This is a genomic window from Sphingomonas telluris, from assembly GCF_022568775.1.
GTDB lineage: Bacteria > Pseudomonadota > Alphaproteobacteria > Sphingomonadales > Sphingomonadaceae > Sphingomicrobium > Sphingomicrobium telluris.
This window is the reverse complement of sequence record NZ_JAKZHW010000002.1, coordinates 864,579-882,828: the sequence shown is the minus strand read 5'-3', so window position 1 is coordinate 882,828 and position 18,250 is coordinate 864,579. Positions and strand designations below refer to the sequence as shown.

General features: G+C 61.5%; 19 protein-coding genes. 7 read left to right on the top strand and 12 right to left on the bottom strand.

Annotation, left to right across the window (positions count from 1 at the left end):
• From LZ016_RS15400 to LZ016_RS15375, 6 genes are all read left to right on the top strand, one after another.
• On the top strand, positions 1 to 805 hold an 805-nt coding region (locus tag LZ016_RS15400; protein WP_241448355.1), incomplete at its 5' end, for a tetratricopeptide repeat protein.
• Positions 806 to 908: 103 nt separating this feature from the next.
• A complete protein-coding gene (locus tag LZ016_RS15395) occupies positions 909 to 1,472 on the top strand; it encodes a hypothetical protein (RefSeq protein WP_241448354.1) in 564 nt (187 codons plus the stop codon).
• Between the two features lie 102 nt (positions 1,473 to 1,574).
• Complete coding sequence (locus LZ016_RS15390; RefSeq protein WP_241448353.1) at positions 1,575 to 1,892, top strand: EthD family reductase; 318 nt, start codon at positions 1,575 to 1,577, stop codon at positions 1,890 to 1,892.
• A gap of 175 nt (positions 1,893 to 2,067) precedes the next feature.
• The gene (locus LZ016_RS15385) at positions 2,068 to 3,375 is read left to right on the top strand and encodes an autotransporter outer membrane beta-barrel domain-containing protein (RefSeq protein WP_241448352.1); all 1,308 of its coding nucleotides are present in this window, start codon (positions 2,068 to 2,070) and stop codon (positions 3,373 to 3,375) included.
• 76 nt (positions 3,376 to 3,451) lie between these two features.
• Entirely contained in the window at positions 3,452 to 5,305 is a 1,854-nt protein-coding gene (locus LZ016_RS15380; protein ID WP_241448351.1) for a winged helix-turn-helix domain-containing protein, read from the top strand.
• Positions 5,306 to 5,462: 157 nt separating this feature from the next.
• Positions 5,463 to 6,860 (top strand): DUF1254 domain-containing protein, encoded by a 1,398-nt coding sequence (locus tag LZ016_RS15375; RefSeq protein WP_241448350.1) that lies wholly within the window; start codon positions 5,463 to 5,465, stop codon positions 6,858 to 6,860.
• Between the two features lie 1,168 nt (positions 6,861 to 8,028).
• Here the strand turns inward: LZ016_RS15375 and LZ016_RS15790 are convergent.
• The 11 genes from LZ016_RS15790 to LZ016_RS15325 form a co-directional block, all read right to left on the bottom strand.
• Positions 8,029 to 8,307: an HNH endonuclease gene (locus tag LZ016_RS15790; protein ID WP_366512945.1), complete on the bottom strand. Its 279-nt coding sequence runs from the start codon at positions 8,305 to 8,307 to the stop codon at positions 8,029 to 8,031.
• Between the two features lie 191 nt (positions 8,308 to 8,498).
• A complete protein-coding gene (locus tag LZ016_RS15370; RefSeq protein ID WP_241448349.1) occupies positions 8,499 to 8,942 on the bottom strand; it encodes a hypothetical protein in 444 nt (147 codons plus the stop codon).
• Between the two features lie 53 nt (positions 8,943 to 8,995).
• Complete coding sequence (locus LZ016_RS15365; RefSeq protein ID WP_241448348.1) at positions 8,996 to 9,181, bottom strand: hypothetical protein; 186 nt, start codon at positions 9,179 to 9,181, stop codon at positions 8,996 to 8,998.
• 67 nt (positions 9,182 to 9,248) lie between these two features.
• A complete protein-coding gene (locus LZ016_RS15360) occupies positions 9,249 to 9,830 on the bottom strand; it encodes a hypothetical protein (protein WP_241448347.1) in 582 nt (193 codons plus the stop codon).
• Complete coding sequence (locus tag LZ016_RS15355) at positions 9,827 to 10,981, bottom strand: tyrosine-type recombinase/integrase (protein ID WP_241448346.1); 1,155 nt, start codon at positions 10,979 to 10,981, stop codon at positions 9,827 to 9,829. The genes LZ016_RS15360 and LZ016_RS15355 overlap by 4 nt, the downstream gene beginning before the upstream one ends.
• A gap of 397 nt (positions 10,982 to 11,378) precedes the next feature.
• The gene (locus tag LZ016_RS15350; RefSeq protein WP_241448345.1) at positions 11,379 to 11,651 is read right to left on the bottom strand and encodes a hypothetical protein; all 273 of its coding nucleotides are present in this window, start codon (positions 11,649 to 11,651) and stop codon (positions 11,379 to 11,381) included.
• A gap of 295 nt (positions 11,652 to 11,946) precedes the next feature.
• On the bottom strand, positions 11,947 to 12,483 hold the full coding sequence (locus LZ016_RS15345) for a GNAT family N-acetyltransferase (RefSeq protein ID WP_241448344.1): 537 nt from the start codon (positions 12,481 to 12,483) through the stop codon (positions 11,947 to 11,949).
• Positions 12,423 to 12,845 (bottom strand): RidA family protein, encoded by a 423-nt coding sequence (locus LZ016_RS15340; RefSeq protein WP_241448343.1) that lies wholly within the window; start codon positions 12,843 to 12,845, stop codon positions 12,423 to 12,425. Before LZ016_RS15340 ends, LZ016_RS15345 begins: the two co-directional genes overlap by 61 nt.
• A gap of 96 nt (positions 12,846 to 12,941) precedes the next feature.
• A complete protein-coding gene (locus LZ016_RS15335) occupies positions 12,942 to 14,477 on the bottom strand; it encodes a DHA2 family efflux MFS transporter permease subunit (protein WP_241448342.1) in 1,536 nt (511 codons plus the stop codon).
• Positions 14,477 to 15,613, bottom strand: a complete 1,137-nt coding sequence (locus LZ016_RS15330) for an HlyD family secretion protein (protein ID WP_241448399.1) — start codon at positions 15,611 to 15,613, stop codon at positions 14,477 to 14,479. Before LZ016_RS15330 ends, LZ016_RS15335 begins: the two co-directional genes overlap by 1 nt.
• A 79-nt stretch (positions 15,614 to 15,692) precedes the next feature.
• The gene (locus tag LZ016_RS15325) at positions 15,693 to 17,123 is read right to left on the bottom strand and encodes an efflux transporter outer membrane subunit (protein ID WP_241448341.1); all 1,431 of its coding nucleotides are present in this window, start codon (positions 17,121 to 17,123) and stop codon (positions 15,693 to 15,695) included.
• A gap of 116 nt (positions 17,124 to 17,239) precedes the next feature.
• On the opposite strand from LZ016_RS15325, the gene LZ016_RS15320 reads away from it, so the two are divergent.
• Positions 17,240 to 17,872: a TetR/AcrR family transcriptional regulator gene (locus tag LZ016_RS15320; RefSeq protein WP_241448340.1), complete on the top strand. Its 633-nt coding sequence runs from the start codon at positions 17,240 to 17,242 to the stop codon at positions 17,870 to 17,872.
• A gap of 66 nt (positions 17,873 to 17,938) precedes the next feature.
• Here LZ016_RS15320 and LZ016_RS15315 read toward each other — a convergent pair whose 3' ends face one another.
• Positions 17,939 to 18,187: a hypothetical protein gene (locus LZ016_RS15315; protein WP_241448339.1), complete on the bottom strand. Its 249-nt coding sequence runs from the start codon at positions 18,185 to 18,187 to the stop codon at positions 17,939 to 17,941.
• Positions 18,188 to 18,250: the final 63 nt, after the last annotated feature.

Below are 18,250 nucleotides of genomic sequence, written 5' to 3'. Positions count from 1 at the left end.
CAACTTGCTTGTGCAGCTCGCGGCTCGTTACGGCTTTTCCAACACCAATGTCGCCCAAGAGTGGTTGGACGCTGATGCCGCGGCGCAGAGAGCGGTAGAATTGGCGCCGCAACTTGGCTCCGCATACTCCGCTCTCGCCGAACTCCAGATCGGCCGGCTTGATTTCGCGAATGGGCTGGCAAATTTGAACCGCGCCATCTCACTCGTTCCAAACAATGCGGAAGTGCTTGCCATTGGTGCTCGTGAGCTTCCTTGGCTGAGCGACGCGAGGGAGGGTCTTCGGCTTGCAGATCAGGCCATTGCCCTCGATCCACTGAACGGGCCAACTTACCAATGGCGAGCATATGCACTGATCGTACTTCGCCGCTTCTCGGATGCCATCGCGGCCGGAAGGAAGGTCCTTGAGGTTGCGCCCAAACAACTTACGGCGCACGCCCAGATCGGTAATTCGCTTATCGCGCTGAACGAGCTCGAAGCGGCAGCGGCTGAGTTCAAACAGATGCCCGCGGACCATCCACTTCGCATGGCCGGTGAGGCAATGATCGCCGCGTGCAGAGGGGAGAACAAACAGGTCGACCGCATGATTGCGCATATGCGCTCGCTGGTGGGCCCAGCTCGGTTCCAATACGGACAGGTTTACACACAGACAGGAAATCTCGATCGCGCCTTCGCCGAGTTCGACAAAGCAGCGGCGGCAAAGACGCCGGGAATGATCTACCTGCGGGCAGATCCGCTGATCGAGCCAATCAGACGAGATCCCCGATATTTCGCTCTGCTGAGGCGGTTGCGTTTTCCTACGACCTGAGAACCCTAATGGCAGCTTTCGACCCGAACTTGCCACGACGGTTTCCGACGCATTGCGGAGATGAGCTGGTGAGCCCAAAGTCAGCGCGAGGGAGAGTTGCGCTTTGGGGATTTTCAGCCAAATCAAGTCGTTGTCTCTCAATGCTCTGACGACCGGTCGTTCGCCAGCTCGATATGCGCTGCTAGCACCTTGGTTGATCCTCATGCAGCTCTCTGCATGCGGCGAAGACCGGCGCCCTCCTCCGGCATCCCTCAAGTTCGGCGACCTCCCAGTCAGCGGAACCCTGGCAGATGCCCGCCGGGCGGGCTTCACGGCATGCGTGCCCGACAATGTTAGCATGCGTTGCCGCCGGGAAGCGGTCGTCTTCCAGCGGCAAGGGCCGTTTAGTGCCGCAGTTGACCTTAAGGGCAGTGATGGAGCTGGCGGCTTCGATCATTTGACCCTCTGGCACGCCGCGGATCAGAATGCCTTGATTGCAATCGTCAATGAACTCAAAATCGACGGCTGGAGCGAATGCTTAACGCCGAGTGGCCAGTGGGGCGGCCAAGCCATCTACCAGCGTAAAGGAGCGCCCGTCTTCATCTCCATGGATCTTAGCTACTGGAGCAAAAGGCGGCTCATGGTGTTCCCAGCAGTCCCCGCCAAGGTCCCACGATGCCGCTCCTAAACCAAGCGCAACGGAGGGACGCTTTGCAGCCATGGCGGGCATTAGCGTAGTGTCTGCTTTCCACCCATTGCGGACACTCCGACGGCGCTGCACAGGATCTGCATGGCTACAATCAGTATCGTTTTCCCTTCGTCCGACGGCGCGTCCTTCAACTACGAGTATGCACAGGGAGTACACCTGCCGCTCGTGCTGGACCGATGGGGTGAGTCTGGGCTGGAGAAAGTTGAGCTTTTCCGCGGCGTAAGCAGTGCAGATGGAGGTGCCCCACCGTTTCTCGCAGTAGGTCTCCTTCGCTTCACATCTCTGAAGCACTTACAGGCTGCCATGACAGGCGAACACGCGGCGGAGATTGGCGCGGACATCGCTAAGTTCACCAACGTCAAACCAGTACTTCAGGTCAATGCTGAGATGATCGAGTAGCGGGGCCTGGAGTGTCCGCTTTCGACCCATTCCTGCCACTCGTGACTTGGCTTCGCTTCCAGCCAATACGGACATCAGTCCGCATTGGGGCGATCGATAAGTAAGCGATTCGTCAGCTTGCGGTCAGGACTCTTGGAAGTGTCCGGACGATCCTCCTGCGCGGGAGGACCTGACGATGACTGCGAATCGCACCAACATCAGCACGAGCGCGGACGGCACTGACATTTTTACCGTCGGGGCATCCGATTCACCCTTCACAAATCTTGGCAAGCTTAGCACCGCAGGTGCGTTTTCGAGCCCCATCCATGCCGGGTCGAATGGCGTGGTCGTCATCAACAAGGGCGACCTGCTCACGACAGGCGAGGGTTCGGTCGGGATCATCGCTTATGATTCCGCGAACTTCTTCGTGAACAATGTCACGATCAAGAATTACGCGACCATCATTACGCAAGCGTTCGGAGACAATCTCAGCTTCGCCGACGGCATTGACGCCTACGGCAATGCCAACAAGGTCACGAACTACGGGACGATCAACGTGGCTGACCCCGCTGCATCCGCGATCTATTCGGTTGGTGCGGGCTCGACCATCGTCAACTACGGTGCGCTCAACGGTAGTGGAAACGGCATCTACATCGACGTTGACGATGGCACAGAGACCGGAAACACGGTCATCAACTACGGCTCCATCCACACCACCTTCGATGACGATGTAACACCGATGTCTCATGGCATCTGGGTCCACAGCGAAAACAATGTGATCAGGAACTACGGCTTCATCCAGGCGGATGGATACAACGGGTTCGGCATCTCAATGGAGGCGGCCGGCAATCACGCCGAGAACTACGGGACGATCCTTGTAACCGGAGAGATTGCGCGAGGCGTGCTCCTGGTCGGAGAGCGAGACTCCTTCGATAATTACGGGCTGGTTCGCGCGACGGGCGAAGGCGGACTAGGCGTCCGCTTCTCGAGTCAGAACCCCCTGGGTTCGGACGGCGGCGTTTTCACCAACTACGGCAAAGTCGAGGGCGCGGCGCGATCCGTCAGCGGCGTCGATTCCGACGATCACGTCGTGAATCGCGGCGCATTGGTCGGGGACGTCAGCCTCGGCGCGGGTAGCGACAGCTTCGTCGCGGGCAAGAACTCGAGCCTCGACGGAATCCTCAGGATGGGTGACGGCGACGACCTGATCGTCTTCGAAAAGGGCGGCGGCAAGCTGACGATCGCGGACTTCACCGCCGGCGCCAGCACGGATGATGTCATCGACCTGAGCGGGCTCGGTTGCCACTCGCTCGCAGACGTCCTGTCGCATGCTTCGCAATCGGGTGCGGACGTCGTGCTGAAGTTCGGCGCGAAGGACCAGATCGTCCTCCAGGACGTGACGCTCGCGTCGCTTGCCGCCGACGACTTTTCGTTCGCCTCGTTCACGTTCGATCATGCCATGGCTGCAATCAGTGTCCTGCATGTGGACTATATGTTCGGCTGAACGGGGCCGCGGCTTGCTGCGGTTGTTGAATCCGGAGTACCTTTTCCTTCCGCTACGGCGGGGGGAAAGGTCCCGGATGACGCAGCAGTCCGTTGCCTCGGGAAATGAGCGGATCGATCTGGCCCGTTCGCGCGATTTCGATCTTGGTGCGGCGCACGTTCGGCCATCGCTTTTGGAGATTCGGTTCGGCGGCAGGACCGAGGTCGTCGAGCCTCGAGTGATGCAGCTTCTCGTTGCATTGGTGCGGGCCGGAGGCGCACCGGTTTCCCGCGACGAGCTGATCGAGACCTGTTGGGGCGGGCTGATCGTCAGCGACGATGCCGTCAATCAGAGCGTCTCCAAACTGCGCCGTGCAGTCGCTGGCATCCAGGGCGTGACGGTCACGAGCGTGCCGCGAGTCGGCTATCGGATCGTTAAGCCCGCGTCGGCATTGGTTGAGGCCAGTAGACCACCGACGCTCGCAGGAGCGAGGCGCGCGGTAACCCTGAGCGCGATCCTCGCCGTCGCATCGATCCTGGCATTCGATACGAGGTCTCAAGCGGATGCAACCGCCCAATCTCCCTCGCTTGTCAGGTCCCGTAGCGGCCAAGCCGATCGCCTCCACGCCACGGCGGTGGGGTTGTTTCGTGAACGGTCTCGACCAGCTTATGCGGAAGCGGAGACTTTGCTGAGACAGGCCGTAGCGGCCGACCCAAAGCACGCACCCAGCTGGGCAAGGCTATCCATGGTCGTCTGGGCTCCCTGGTGGTGGGCCGCGGAGAAGGATCCGCAGGCGCGGATCCGGCTCCGCTCCGAAGCCATTGGTTATGCACGCCGCGCCCTCGCCCTCGATCCCAGGCTCGCGGAAGGGCATCAGGCGCTCGGCTTCGTCCTGTGGAATGCACAAGGACTGCGATATCTCGAACGCGCCGCGGTGCTGGACCCTAACGATGCCGAAATCCGGCAGCAGCTCGCCGATCTTCTAGAGGACCAGCTCGAACTGCGGCGGGCGCTTGCCGAGGCGCAGCGTGGGCTGGAACTGGAACCCACATCCGCTCGCGGGATGCAAACGACGGCGGCTCTGCTGGGACGGCTAGGGCACCAAGACGATGCCGAGGCTGTCATCGACAGGCTGGAGCGGATGACCCGACGGGCTAGCGACGCAAGGCGGGCGCGATACATGCTGAGCATCTCACAAGGGAAGCTCGCGGATGCGGCCGGACAGTGCTCTAGGTCCCTGGTTCTGGGGGACGATCCTTGGGGACCGCAGGCATGCTTGGTCGAGATCGCCGCCGCGCTTCATAACCAGGGTATTGTCGATCGCCTGTTGAGAGCGCAGCCGAAACTCGCTGACATTCTGGCCTATAAGGAGCCCGGCTATTCGGTTCGTCTGGCACAAAACCGGCCCAGCGACTGGTGGGCTGACGTGTTCGTCGGAGCCTTGGCACGCCAGCTGGTAGCGAGGGGCAACGACAGGCTACTGCTTTCGCTATACGACGACCGCTACGAGAGCGCGGATCAACTCTGGGCCGAGCAGCATGACCGCGCGGACATGGTGGCACCTTCACTGATCCTGGCGATGAAGCGATCAGGTCGAACTGACGAGGCGGCGACGCTTCGCGCGCATTGGCTTGCCGATATCCGGAAGATGCAGGTCGAGGGCGATAACTATTTCCGGGTGCCGGTCTGGTCTGCGCAGATGGCGGCGCTCGATGGCGACTCTGCTGAGGCGGCCCGCTGGCTCAACGCCGCGGTCAGCGCGGGCTGGAAGGGCTATGGGGACGACGTGCTGGCTTTTGAGCCCGACCGAGACCCAGTCTTTGCACTTGTTCGCGACAGCCTTGAGATGCGGCGCGCAATCGCTCGCTTCAAGGCTGCAGCCGCTAAAGAGGCCGAGGCTCTCAAGCAACTCAAGCTGACGTCCGCCAACTGGCCCAAACGGATTAGCTAACGTTCTCGTACCCAATCGCAATGGCAGCTTTCGACCCATTCCTGCCATTAGCAGAGGTCGAATTCGACCGCAGCCGAGATTTGACCGTCGATTGGGGTTAGCCCCAATTCTGTGCTCGAGCAGCAGCAGTATCATCCCTTCTTAAAGGAGGTGGATCATGCCTGATGCCACGACGCTTGAGCGTCCCGCTAGCACCGTCGAAGCGTCCCTAACCTTCACGCCGGAGCAACTCGCCAAGCGCGCAATTCACCGCCGTGCGGTTGAAGCAGTGATCTGGGGAATGTCGGCGGTCAATTTCGACTTGATGCTACAGGCTTTGATCGAAGGGGGCGGCAGTCCGAACCAGGTTGCACTCTGGTCGCATCCGCCTGACGGCCGAAACCAGACGCTTACGCCCAACCCGAACACTATTTACCTGATGCCGTTCTTCGACACGAAGATTGCCGGGCCGATGGTTCTTGAAATCCCGCCCGCAAATGGTGGGAGGATCACCGGAAGCATCGACGATGCTTGGCAGTGCGCGCTCGAAGACGTGGGACCGGCAGGCGCCGACAAGGGTGCTGGGGCCAAGTATCTCATTCTGCCGCCGGATTACGATCAGCCGGTGCCGGATGGCTATATCGCCCTCCAGTCACAGACCTACCAAGGATATGCGCTCCTTAGGTCGGACGTGGGAAGCGGCAGCGAAGCTGACGTTGCGAAGGCCGTCACATACGGGAAGACAGTTCGCTTCTATCCGCTCTCGCAGGCCGCTAATCCGCGCGAAACGCCCTTCATCGATTTCGACGGCAGGCCCTACGAAGCAAACATCCCGTATGACCGGCGCTTCTTCCGATCACTTGCGCGAATGGTGGAATACGAGCCTTGGCTGACGCGCGATAAGGCGATGATCGATCCAGTCGGATCCCTCGGTATCGCCAAGGGGAAACCCTTCGAGCCCGACTCTGCGACGGAAGCATTGTTCGATGACGCCGCTCGAGAGGCGCAGGCGTGGATCGACGCGCAGCGCGAACGGATGTTCGATCCCCCCTTCTATCCGGGAAGCCGCTGGGCCGTGCCTGCCGACCACAAGCTCATCGAAGGCAATGCCACTTCCTTCGCCGATCCCGACAGCTATCCGGTCGATGCGCGGGCGGTCACCTATTCAATGGGCTATTTCAGCGCCAAGCATTTGGGCAGTGGTCAATTCTATCTAATGGCAATCCGTGACCGAAACGGGGAGCCGCTAGACGGCTCCGCCACCTACCGCCTCCACGTTCCGCCCGATCCGCCGTTCGAGCTCTATTGGTCTGCAACGGCTTACGACCGTGAAACGCATGGCCTGGTTCGGGATGTTCCCCGTGCCAGCCGCGGATCGAACAGCCCAGAGATTGAATCGAACGCCGATGGTTCTGTCGATGTGTGGTTCGGACCCCAGGCGCCCCAGGGCAAGGAAGGGAATTGGGTCCCGACGCACACCGGTCGGGGCTTCGAGCTGCTCTTCCGCATTTACGGGCCGAAGAAGAACTTCTTCGAAAAGCAATGGGTCTTACCGGACCTTGAGCGGATCGACTGAACCGTCGTTGTTACCCCTTGGCGGGTGCCTGCAGCACCCAATGGCAGCTTTCTACCCGTTCCCGCCACAAGCAGAAGTCCTAGCTTCCGACCCAAAGCGGACACCGGATCTCGTGTACGGTCCAAATGCTGTAATGAAACAACTTTAGGGGTCCGCTACTTTAGCCCTTGCTCGGTTGTGCACGCTCTCGCGAGGGGTACGCTGTGGCGTCTGAAGTTGGCCGGTCCGTCAGTCAGCCGGAAGCAGATCGAACCTATTCAAAGCCGCCAGAATTGATTGAGCGGATCCGCCGTAATTTAGCGACGTTGGGCCCACAGTGTTCGGGCGAACTCGGTACCATCCTTGGAGAACTGCGGCTCGTTCTCGCCGACATAGAGGCTTCGCTCAGAGTGGGTGGGAACCAATGAATGTGCGCGAATACCGGCGCCCGGTCCCATTCTCGGCACATAACGCCGTCTGGCATTGGAACCCGGAGTGCCCTCGCTTTCCAGAGCGAAATTTCGTCAGACGAAAGGAGCAGCCGGTCGAGGGGCGCATGTGCTCGCATTGCCCTAAGCCCCCGGCGCGAGTTGGGGATGACTGAGACCCCCCGTACGGGCGATACTGTCGGCTTTCATCCACTCCTGCCGCTAGCCGCTTAGTGGCAACTTTCGACCCATTCCAGACGTTGCGGGCACGGCGACATCCCACCAGCATTTAGCGAAGTTCGATAGGAGTGACTAAGTCAGACGAGGTGCTTCAATGGCAGCCGTCCGACGCCACGCTCGTATAACAATCCCCGTCACCGCAAAAACCGAGGAGAAGCATGGCCCAGCTTGTCGGTTCAGGCACGGGCTGCGGGTTGCGGAACTCCTGCTCGTACAGCGCCAAGGACACGCCAGGCTGGCCGTTGAAGGAGAAACGCTTCTTGTCGTAAAGCGCGCTGCCGCCACCAGGGCGAGCAGCTTAGGTCTGCTTCCCGCCAATTCTGACAACGGGCGTCAGAAAAAGTGGTGTTAGCGATGTTTTCGTGCTCGCGCGCCGCTGTCCGGGGTGATGGGCCTGGAGATCAGGCCACCCCCTCCCATTGCTTCAGTCACCGCGCGTCGTGCATCGGTGCCTTCGGGGAAGGTGAACGTCCACTCATCGCTATCACTAATGCGGATACGAACCACGTTGCGGTCATAGACTACGCCACGGGCCATCCATCGCTCCCGTATGTTAGCCTAACCTTGTATCCGAACTGCTCAGCCGTGCGCTTGTCGTGGCATGGCTTGCACAAGCAGCGGATGTTGTCGTCCGTGTCCGTTCCACCCTGAGCAAGGGGCACGATGTGGTCGGGCGTCTTGGCCTCGGTGTATCGACCCTGGGCTAGGCAGTCCTCACATAGAGGCTGCTTGGCTAGGCGGGCCTTGCGTAGTGCAACACCTGCTCTGCCCTGTATGCGTCCGTAACCGTTACGCTTCACGGTGCAGGTCACGCCACACCCCGTATGCCTGCCATGCTTCGATAGCGATGAGCAGACACACACAGGTGAGTAGTGTGCAGCACTCCCCAGTGGCTAGTGTAAGCGGGGGAGTTTTTCCCCAACGGGTTTTGGCAGATCCCTGCCATCTCAGCGCTCGCGGCGGGGTAATTTTGCCCCCCGCTTCGGCCCCCTCAGAAGGCTGATGGGGAATATTTCCCCCTCTGACGGGGAGTTTCTCCCCCCGAGGTTTTCTCCGGAGATCGCCACCTGCGGTATTCGTGGGTCGCTGCACGCGAGCGATCGGGCCAGCTCTTCCAGGTCAGCCGCCATTCTGCGGCGGGCGATCGCTTGGCACGAAACGAGCCCGGCGAAGTGCATTCGAGAAAGCCCTTCTCTTGAAGACCGCGGAGCGCCTTTCTCGCGGTCTTGCGATCCACGCGGATGCCTTCGGCTAATCGGCGCTCGCTCATGTTGATCCGCCCGTTATTGTCGCCGAAGTCGAATTTCGCGATGTAGAGGAGCGCCTTAATCTCGTTTCCGCTGGCGTGAGCCCAGGCTTCGCTATCCTGAAGCCAGCGGTATACGCGCACGTGGTGATCGTCCTTTTTCGCCGATCGGCCCTTCGGATCGTACATCAGCCGTAGTCCCAATTGTGATGGGGACGGGATCTCAGATTCGTCCAATCAGATTAGCGAAGATCAGATACCTCGCGCTCGCGACGCCAATCTGCCGCGGCCTCACACGAAATTATGACCCGCGCCCCCGCCCGCATCTCGCGGGGCCCGAGGCCAATCTTCTTCAGGTTGAAATAGTGAGCCCGCGAGATGCGGTGCGCGCCGCAGAACTCATCAATCGTGTAGGCGGTCGGTTCCATGTGGTCATCACTCCTTTGAGTTGATGACACTCCATTTAGACCCACTAGGACGCCCTAATTCAGGCTATTAGGCGCTTTTCTTCGCAGCATAATAGTCCGTTTCGATCGCCTTCCAGGTGACCCCTTCCCGCTTGGCGATACGTCGGAACATCTGCCGTTTCGGCATCCCGGCAGGCCGCTCGTCGACCTCCCGAACCCGGTCTTCTCTGCCGCCTTGTCGACGTTGCGCCGCCCCCTGCTCGGAAGCGTCTTTGTAGCGCTTACCAACAAGGAATAGCTCCTCGTGTACAAGTTTGAGTTGAAACTCGGCCCAAAGCGCTCCGAATAGGGCGCCGTGCTGCGCCGCCCAACTCGCGTCCCCCTTCGCGATATTCCTATCGACAATTTGGCCCTCCAGCCAAAGCTCTTGGAGGTACCAACCCGCGTCCTGACGCTCCTTGAATCGATATCCCTTCGGAGCAGACGATTTCTCTTGCTCCCACGCCTGATCGATCCAGTCGCGAATTGGTCGTTGCGAAGCCCATGGATCTTTGTGGCTCCGGACCATCTCGCGCAGCGCGTCCCGCAACTCCTCTGGTGTTTCGGTATGATCGATTACCTTTCGGCGTCGGGTGAACGGCGTACCAACGATTTTCTCTTCGCGCTTCATACCGCCAGCCCCGCGAGCGCCTCTACAGCCGCATCGCGAACCAGGTGACCGTAGTGCTTCTCGATCATCTCAGCGCTTGTGCCGCTGATTTGCGCCACAGTGAGGAGAGGCAGCCCCGCGCTCACCAGATCCGTGATCGTACTATGACGAAGCGTATAGGCCGTAACAGCAGCCGGCAGCTTCGCAGCCTTAGCTGCGTGTGCAATCGGGTCGTTCCACGTTTCCTTGTCCCACGCCTTGCCATTGGCGCGCATAAAGAGCGGAGCTCCCGGTAATTTGCCCTGGGCCGCGTTGGCGAAAAGGTTGGCCGCTACATCCGGAACGACAATTCTGCGGCGATTGCCGGTCTTGTCTTTGCCGATCGTCAGTTCGCTCGTGCGCTTATCGAAATCGGCGACTGTCAAGGCAGCGGCAGCGCCTGGACGAAGCGGCAGCAAGCAGAGGGTACGCACAAAGCCTTGTGCCTCGCTCGGAACCGCCGCCACGAGCGCCTTGCGCTGGTCGCGGTTGAGATAGAGCGTCCGGCGCTTTACGGCGTTCTTGACGGGCTTCAGAGGCTCTTGCCACGCGGCTTCGGTGTTGGGAGTGCCCAACGGCAGGACGCGGCCTAGCGCGGTACGCAGGACGGCCATATCGCGGTTAAGGGTGGCCGGCGATCGGTCGCGCGTAAGGGGCTCGCCGGTGTTGCGGCGGGATACCAGCGCGGGCGTTGTCTCCAGCCGCCTCCGCCATGCCGCCACGTTGGAGCGCCGGAGCTTTTCCAGCTTCACCTTCGCGATCGGGTCTGCGTAGACATATCTTCGGAAGCGGCCGGCGGCCTCCGTGTTGTGCTTAGCGAACTCGCGGCACGCATCCTCTACGGTCTCGATTTTCGTGTTATTGACTGAGCCGCCCTCGACCTTGGCGGCGAAGGCCTCTGCAGCCTGCTTGGCGAGGGTGAAGCGGTCGCGGGCCACGGCCTCGCCAAAGCTGCCGAGCGCTTTGAGCTGGTAACGACGCGCTTCCTCGTCATAGGCGCGAGCAATCCACGTTCCAGCGCCCCCTTTGGCCGCCGGCCGATACCCGACAAAACACCCAGGGCGGAGGCGCTGCCAGTAAGGCTCACGGCGGGCTTTGAGTGCCTCGCGTTCACTGACTTTCGAGAGGTCCAAGGCTCGCTCCACTTCTTGCTACCAAAGTGAGGTGAGACAAGTTGTACGGAATACGTACGGAAAACACCAGTGGATTTCGCTGGACTTGGTTAGACTGAAATGGCTAATTTCTGCTGTTTTTGGATCTAGGTGACTATAGGGAAGTCTACTTTTTCCGCAATCGCACTGCAGAGGTCAGGGGTTCGAATCCCGTCAGCTCCACCAGCCTGGCAGTAGCGAAATCTGTGATTTAACCCAGGTGTTCACGGGTCAACTGCCGCCGATCGACGGTTCTGGTATCGCACTGGTATCGCGATAAGGCGGCGCCGATGTCTTGCGACTTACGGATATCAGCTCAAATGAGTGCCGGTGTAGTTTCCAGCTACCCATCCTGATGAAGGAGTACCCTTAGCCGGGGCTATCCGAGTGCCTCCCGGACGAGCTTGCCGATTTTTGGAGTCAGGACATCGGCGCTGACCTCGCCGCGCAGCAATTGATAGGTGAAATCAGTGAGGCAGAGACCGAACAGGATTGGCAACGAGGACATGTCGCCATCGATTAGGTCCATTTGCTCGAGGAAATCGGCGCGAAGGATCACGAACGACGGCATGATGTCTTTGTAGTCGGTCGGGCGTGTGACGATGGCAGCCTGGTCCGCGAAGATTGTGTCGGCCGTGATGATCGTGGACATTAGCGGCGAGGTCAGCCGGCATATGATCCAGATTACCGACCATGAAGGTTACTTCAAAGAGAGCCGATCCGTCGCCGATGCATTTCCTTCTCGAAGCCCTTCATGAACATAGCGAGCGCGAGGAGCCGTGGGGACTTCGCCGTTTCTTCTTTCGTGATCCAGCGGGCAATCTCGTGAATGTTGTCGACAGCTGAAGTTGCCCTTCACTCTGCGATCACCCGCACAGCCTAACGTCCGCTTTCGAACCATTCCTGCCGTTACGTGCCCAGTTGGATCTCACGCGGACACATCCCCCTCAATCTTGATGAAGCGTCTTGGTCATCCTGTAATTGTGGATGGTAACGCCCCTGATCTCGAAGTCGCGACGGTGGTCGACTTGGAATCCGCGTTTCAAGAAGAAGCGTCGAGCCGGTTCGCTCGCTTCGACATAGAGAAAATCTATTCCGGCCGCGCGCCCTGCCGCCTCCAATCTGTCGTAGAGGGTGGCGGTCACGCCTGTTCCTGCGTGAGCGGGGCTGCAGAACAGGTGATCGATGTGGCCGTCCGGCTCCAGGTCGCCGAACGCGATGGGACTGTCTTGCTCGTCCACGGCAACAAAAATCGTTCGGCCGTCACTTCCTCGGACCACGAAGCGCTCCGAGTCCGGGATCGCAGGCGCCCACGCGTCGACCTGCGCCCTTGTGTAATGCGCGGACGCGATCTGATGGATCGCGGAGAAGAATATCTCGGCGATCATAGGAGCGTTCTCGTCTCTGAAGATGCGGATACGGCTTATTTCAGCAGCACCACAGCTTCGAGCGTTACTGTGTTGCCATTCGGTAGCGTTGCGCACCCCAGCGATGTTCGCGCGTGTCGGCCCTTCTCCCCGAGCTTCTCAATGAGGAACTCCGACGCTGCGTCGACCACCTTGTGCACCTGCGCGAAGTCTTCCGTGGCGTTCACATAGCCGCGCAGCAAGAGGATTTTCTTGATTCTCGAGGGGTCGCGTTCAGCCGCGTCCACGATGACGCTGAGCAGGTTCTCGGCCGCCCGCGTCGCCGCGGCCTGAGCGTGCGCGAAGTCGATGTCCGCACCAACCTTACCGGTGATGAGCTGGCCATCTCGCGCCGAGCTGATCGCGGAGACGAACACCACCGGCCCGAGCCGGGTGAAAGGCTCGTAGAGTCCAACGGGCTCGGGCGGGCGATCGCTCATCGGCTCAGTTCTACTCCGCTCACAGTGCATGCGGGAGGCCATCCTCGGCGTAGCGCGAGTCTCGCTCGTCGGTGTCGTCGGTCATTTTGCCGTCTCCTAATGAGCCTGGCCGGCCGCGACCGGATGCTTCGGACGCGGGGCGAGCCAGATGATGGACGCAGCGGCTGCGAATACGATCGCCGCCGTGGTGAAGATCGAGCCCGTGGCAAGCGCGGTCGCCTGCCCGTCGACGAGGTTGCTGACGACCTGCCGCGACTGTTCGACAGTGTAGCCGTGCGCCTGCAGCGACTGCATCGTCTGCTCCGTCCCATTGAGGACGCCGGACAGTTCTGCTCGAGTACCTTGCGCCCCGTCGTACCAGACGGTCGTGGCGATCGCGGTCGCAATGGCGCCGGACATGGTGCGCAGGAAGTTCATCACGCCCGCCGCCGAGGCGACCTCTTCCTCGTCGACCGCGCCGAGAGCGAGAGTCGTCAGCGGGATGAAGAAGAAGGGCATGCCCGCGCCCTGGATCAGCTGCGGCAATGCGACCGTCCAGAAGTCCGCGTCGCTGGTCCACCAGAGCACCCGGATCATCGACGTTGCGCCCAGCCACAGGATGCCGAACGAGACGAGGATGCGCTCGTCGACCCTCGTCGACAGCTTGGCGACGACGGGCGCCATCATGACTGCGGCAACGCCGTTAAACGCTGTCGCATAACCTGCCCAGGTCGCGGTGTATCCAAGCGCACCCTGCAGCCATTGCGGGATGACGACGAGGCTCGCGAAGAAGGTGCCATAGGCGAACACCAGCGCAGTTACGCTGACTGTGAACCCGCGATAGCGGAACACCTTCAGGTTCACCGCGGGCTCTCGCTCGAACATCTCCCACACCATGAAAAAACTGAAGAAGATCCCCGCAGTTACGGCCAGAACGACGATGAAGGAGCTTCCGAACCAGTCGTGCTCACGCCCAAGATCCAGCATCAACTGAAGCGCCCCAACCCAAAGGACGAGGAGTACCAGCCCGATCGTGTCGATCGGCGTCCGCTCGACCTTGGTCTCCGCCTTGCCCAGCAGAACCATCGCACCGAACGCGCAGATCGCGGCAATCGGGATGTTGATGAAGAAAATCCAGTGCCATCCCCAATTGTCGGAGATAGTGCCGCCGAGGATCGGCCCGAGGATCGGCGCGACGATCGTCGTCATCGCCCAGATGCCCGTGGCTTGCGCATGCTTCTCCTTGGGGAAGATGCGCAGCAGCAGCGTCTGGCTGATGGGCATCAGCGGGCCGCCGCACAGGCCTTGGCCGATGCGGAAGGCGACCAGCGAGCCGAGGCTCCAGGCCATTCCGCACAGCATCGAGAAGACGCCGAAGCCGGCCATGCCGACCGCGAAGACGCGGACCGTACCGAACCTCTTGGCGAGCCAGCCGGTCAGCGGAACGCAGATCGCCTCCGCCACCGCGTAGGACGTGATGACCCACGTCCCTTCGCTCGACGAGATGCCAAGCCCGCCCGCGATGTGCGCGACCGAGACATTGGCGATGGTCGTGTCGAGCACGACCATGAAGTTGGTGAAGGCCAGCACGAGACAGGCAAGGACGAGCGTGCCCTTGCCCATCGCGGTGGCCGACGTCTCCGCGGCGGCCATCATTCGTCTCCCGACACGTCGATCTCGGCTTCCATCGAAAGGCCGACGCGCAGCGGGTGCTTCGCCAGTTCCTTCGGATCGAGCGCGATGCGCACCGGGAGCCGCTGGACGACCTTGGTCCAGTTGCCGGTCGCGTTCTGCGCGGGGATCAGCGCGAATGCCGAGCCGGTGCCGCCGGAGAAGCCTTCGACCGTGCCGTGGTAGACGACGTCGTCGCCATAGAGGTCGGAGATCAGCTCGACGTTCTGGCCGGGCATGACCCGCTTCAGCTGGCCCTCCTTGAAGTTGGCTTCGACGTAGACGCTGCCAATCGGGACGATGGTCATCACCGGCGAGCCCGCCGAAATGCGCTGGCCGACCTGAACCTGCCGGTTGGTGACGACGCCGTCGATGGGCGCGCGGATGACCGTGCGCTGCAGGTCGAGCCGGGCCTGGTCGAGCTTGGCCTTAGCTGCCGCGACTTCCGGGCTCGTGTCGATAGTGGAGTCGGCGATGAGCGCTTCGTTGGCCGCCCAGCTTTCACGCGCAGCACCCTTCGTAGCGGATGCCTGAGCAATGCCTGCCTTAGCGAGCGCGAGGTTCGCTTCGGCGGTTGAGAAAGCGTTGCGCGCCGTCGTCAGCTCTTCGCCCGAAACTGCACCCGAAGATGCAAGCTCGGAACGACGCTGAAGATCAACGCGCGCCTTGGCGAAGTTGGCCTCGGCCGACGCGAGTTGCGCCCGGGCCTGTCCGATGTCGGCATCGCGCGCGTTAATCTGCGCGGCCAGCGAACCGCTGTTGGCGGCCGTCTGCGAGAACTGCCGCCGAGCCTTGAAATATTCGGCTTCGGCCTTTGCCACCGCGAGCCGCGCATCGCTGTCGTCTAGGCGCAGCAGGATCTGCCCTTTGCGCACGACCTGCGTGTTGACGACCGGAACCTCCGCGACTGCCGCGGACACCAGCGGCGTCACTTGCGCGGAATCCGCTCCGACATAGGCGTTGTCCGTGGACACATGTCCGTTGTCCATGAACGTCCATGCCCCTGCGCCAAGCAAGGCGATTGCGCCGGCTACGCCTAGCAGGGCCTTGTTGCGAGACTTCTTGCGCACCGCATCCACGATGGGTGCGGCGTCTTCCACGGTCACCGGCTGGTGCATGCCGCCTCCGTGAAGATCGTCGTGCAGTACGTGAGGATCGCGTTCAGCCATTGTGTTGCTCCCTTGTGTCTCTGTCAGGTCAGGCAGCCGTGAATCCGCCGCCAAGGGCGCGGATCAGCTGCACGTCGAGGGTGAAGGCGCGCGTCTCGAGCTGCGCGACGTCGAGCCGCGCGCCGAGGACGCCTTCTTCTGCGCTGAGCACGTCGAGATAGGTCGACAGTCCGTGCTCGTAGCGTTGACGGGCGAGGCGGTTCGCCTCTTCAAAATCGGCCAGTGCGCTGCGCGAGTTCGCCAGCCGCGAAACGAGCTTCTTCTGGCTCGTCACGGCATCGGCAGTCTCGCGCAGCGCCGCAATGACTTGGCGGTCGTAGAGAGCTACGGCCTCGTCATATTGACCGCGGCGTCCGCGGTACTGGCCCTGGAACGCACCCCCGTGGAACAAGGGGAGAGAAACCGCAGGGGCCACGCTTCCAATTCCGGAGCCGCTGGAAAACACGTTGCCGAGCCCGAATGACGACAGCCCGATCAGCGCGCTCAAATTCACGTTGGGATAGAAGGCAGCTTTCGCTTCCTTGATGCGATCGTTGGCCGCCTCCACGCGGGAGCGGGCCGCGGCGATCTCCGGCCGGCGGCCGACGAGATCGACGGACGCATTCGCGGGCACGCCTTGGGCGCGGAGCTGGCCGATGGCCGGACGATCGATAGAGATACCGCGGTCCGGGCCGGCGCCGATCAGCGCGGCCAGCGCGTGCTTCGTCAGCTCGATCGCTTCGTCGGTCGCTTCGATGTCCGCACGCGCCTGGGACACGCGGGCGACCGCCTGCTTCAGATCCGCGTTCGTATCGAGGCCGCTATTCACCCGCTGCGAGACGAGCTTCGCGGTCTGGGTCCGGATATCGAGCGCCGACACCAAAGTGTCGCGCTGCGCATAGAGGGAGGCCAGATCGGCATAGGTTCCGGCGACGCCGGTGGTCAGCGCCAGCCGAGCCTCGTCGAGCTCGAACTTGGCGGCGTCCGCGTCGGCGTTCGCAGCGCGGAACGCGGCGCGGTTCTTGCCCCACAGGTCGAGGTCGAGCGAGAAGCTAAGGCCGAGCGATCCGCTGCTGTTCCAACCGTTCGGGATGGCGGATGCCGGGATGCTTTGGTTCTGGCTCTGCTTGGCCAGCTCCGGCTCTGCGAATGCGTCGACCGTCGGCTTGAGAGCGGCGCCAGCGCGCTGTGCGAAGCCTTCGGCCGTACGCATGCGAGCTGCGGCCGCTTCGAGGTCAGGCGAGCCCAGCAGCGCCTCATCCATCAGGCGGTTGAGCTGTGGGTCGCCGTAGCGGAGCCACCAGCCGTCCGCCGGCCAAGCAGCGTCGGTCGAAGCGATCGATGCCGCGGCAGCATAATCGCTGGCGTTATGCGGCGCGGGCTTGGCTCCAAGGTTCGGAACCGAAGCGCAGGCGCTCGCCATAAGCACAGGCAGGAGCAATGCCACGCGACCAGGTCGCGCAGCCCGAAAGCCGTTCATAACGATGTCCCTTTTGTCGCGTAACTGTACTGTACGGTTTAGTTTATGATTCGGGCCTTGTCAACGGATAACTGAACTGTAATGTACGGTTTCGTATTTGGAGGGAGTGAGCGCACGTGGCGCGGGTAAGAACGGACGAAAAGCGGCGCGAGATTGTGAAGGTCGCCAGCGAGCTCTTCGAGCAGAACGGCTTTGACCGGACGTCGATGTCGATGATCTCGGACCGCCTCGGCGGGTCGAAGGCGACGCTGTACGGCTACTTCAAATCGAAGGACGAGTTGTTCCAGGCGGTCGTCGACTACGACGTCCCCGAGCAGTCGGACCGGCTGATGCAGGAATTTTTCTCGGGGAAGGACCTCAAGGAAAGCTTCACCAAGCTCGGCATCGCATTCCTTACCCGTCTGCTGTCGCCGACGCCGATCGCCAACATGCGGATGATGGCCAATCGTCCGGAGGGATCGGAGATTTCACGGACCTTTTACAACGAGACTCTTCGGCCGGCCTGGGGACGCCTCGCCGAGCGCATCGAAGCGATGATGGACGAAGGCCTGCTGAAGCGCGCCGATCCCTGGGTCGCCGCCATGCAGTGGAAGGGCCTCAACGAATGGGACCTGCTCGACCGGCGACTGCTCGGCATCGACAAGGAGATCGATCCCGCGGAGATCCGCAAGGCCGCAACAACCGCCGCCGAGGCCTTCCTGATCCTCTACGCCCCCGACACACCAACTCGGAAGGCGAAGCGCAAGTAGCACAGTATCGCGCTACCTCTGACCCTAATCAGCTTTCCACCCAAAGCCGCCGTTAGCGATTAGCTGTTAGCCGCGCCCTCGATTCGCAACTCGCCTCACACCCCAAAGTACGCATAGCCCGATGACCGCTCCGACATACGCGGCGGCGAGATTGTCGAAGGTGCCGCTGTTCGCCAAGAGCAACTCCAGCCCAAGCGCCCCGAGCAACCCAACGGCGATGTGCAGCAAGATGTCCCTGGACGTGGCGGCGTGCGTCACAAGGCTGCCGATCCAGCCGACAATTGCTCCCAGGATTATGCCCCAGAAAAGGCCCACTGTTCGCTCCCAGAATCTGGACATCTTGTGGCTTGGATGCGGCCCGGAAAGGGGGTTGCCGAA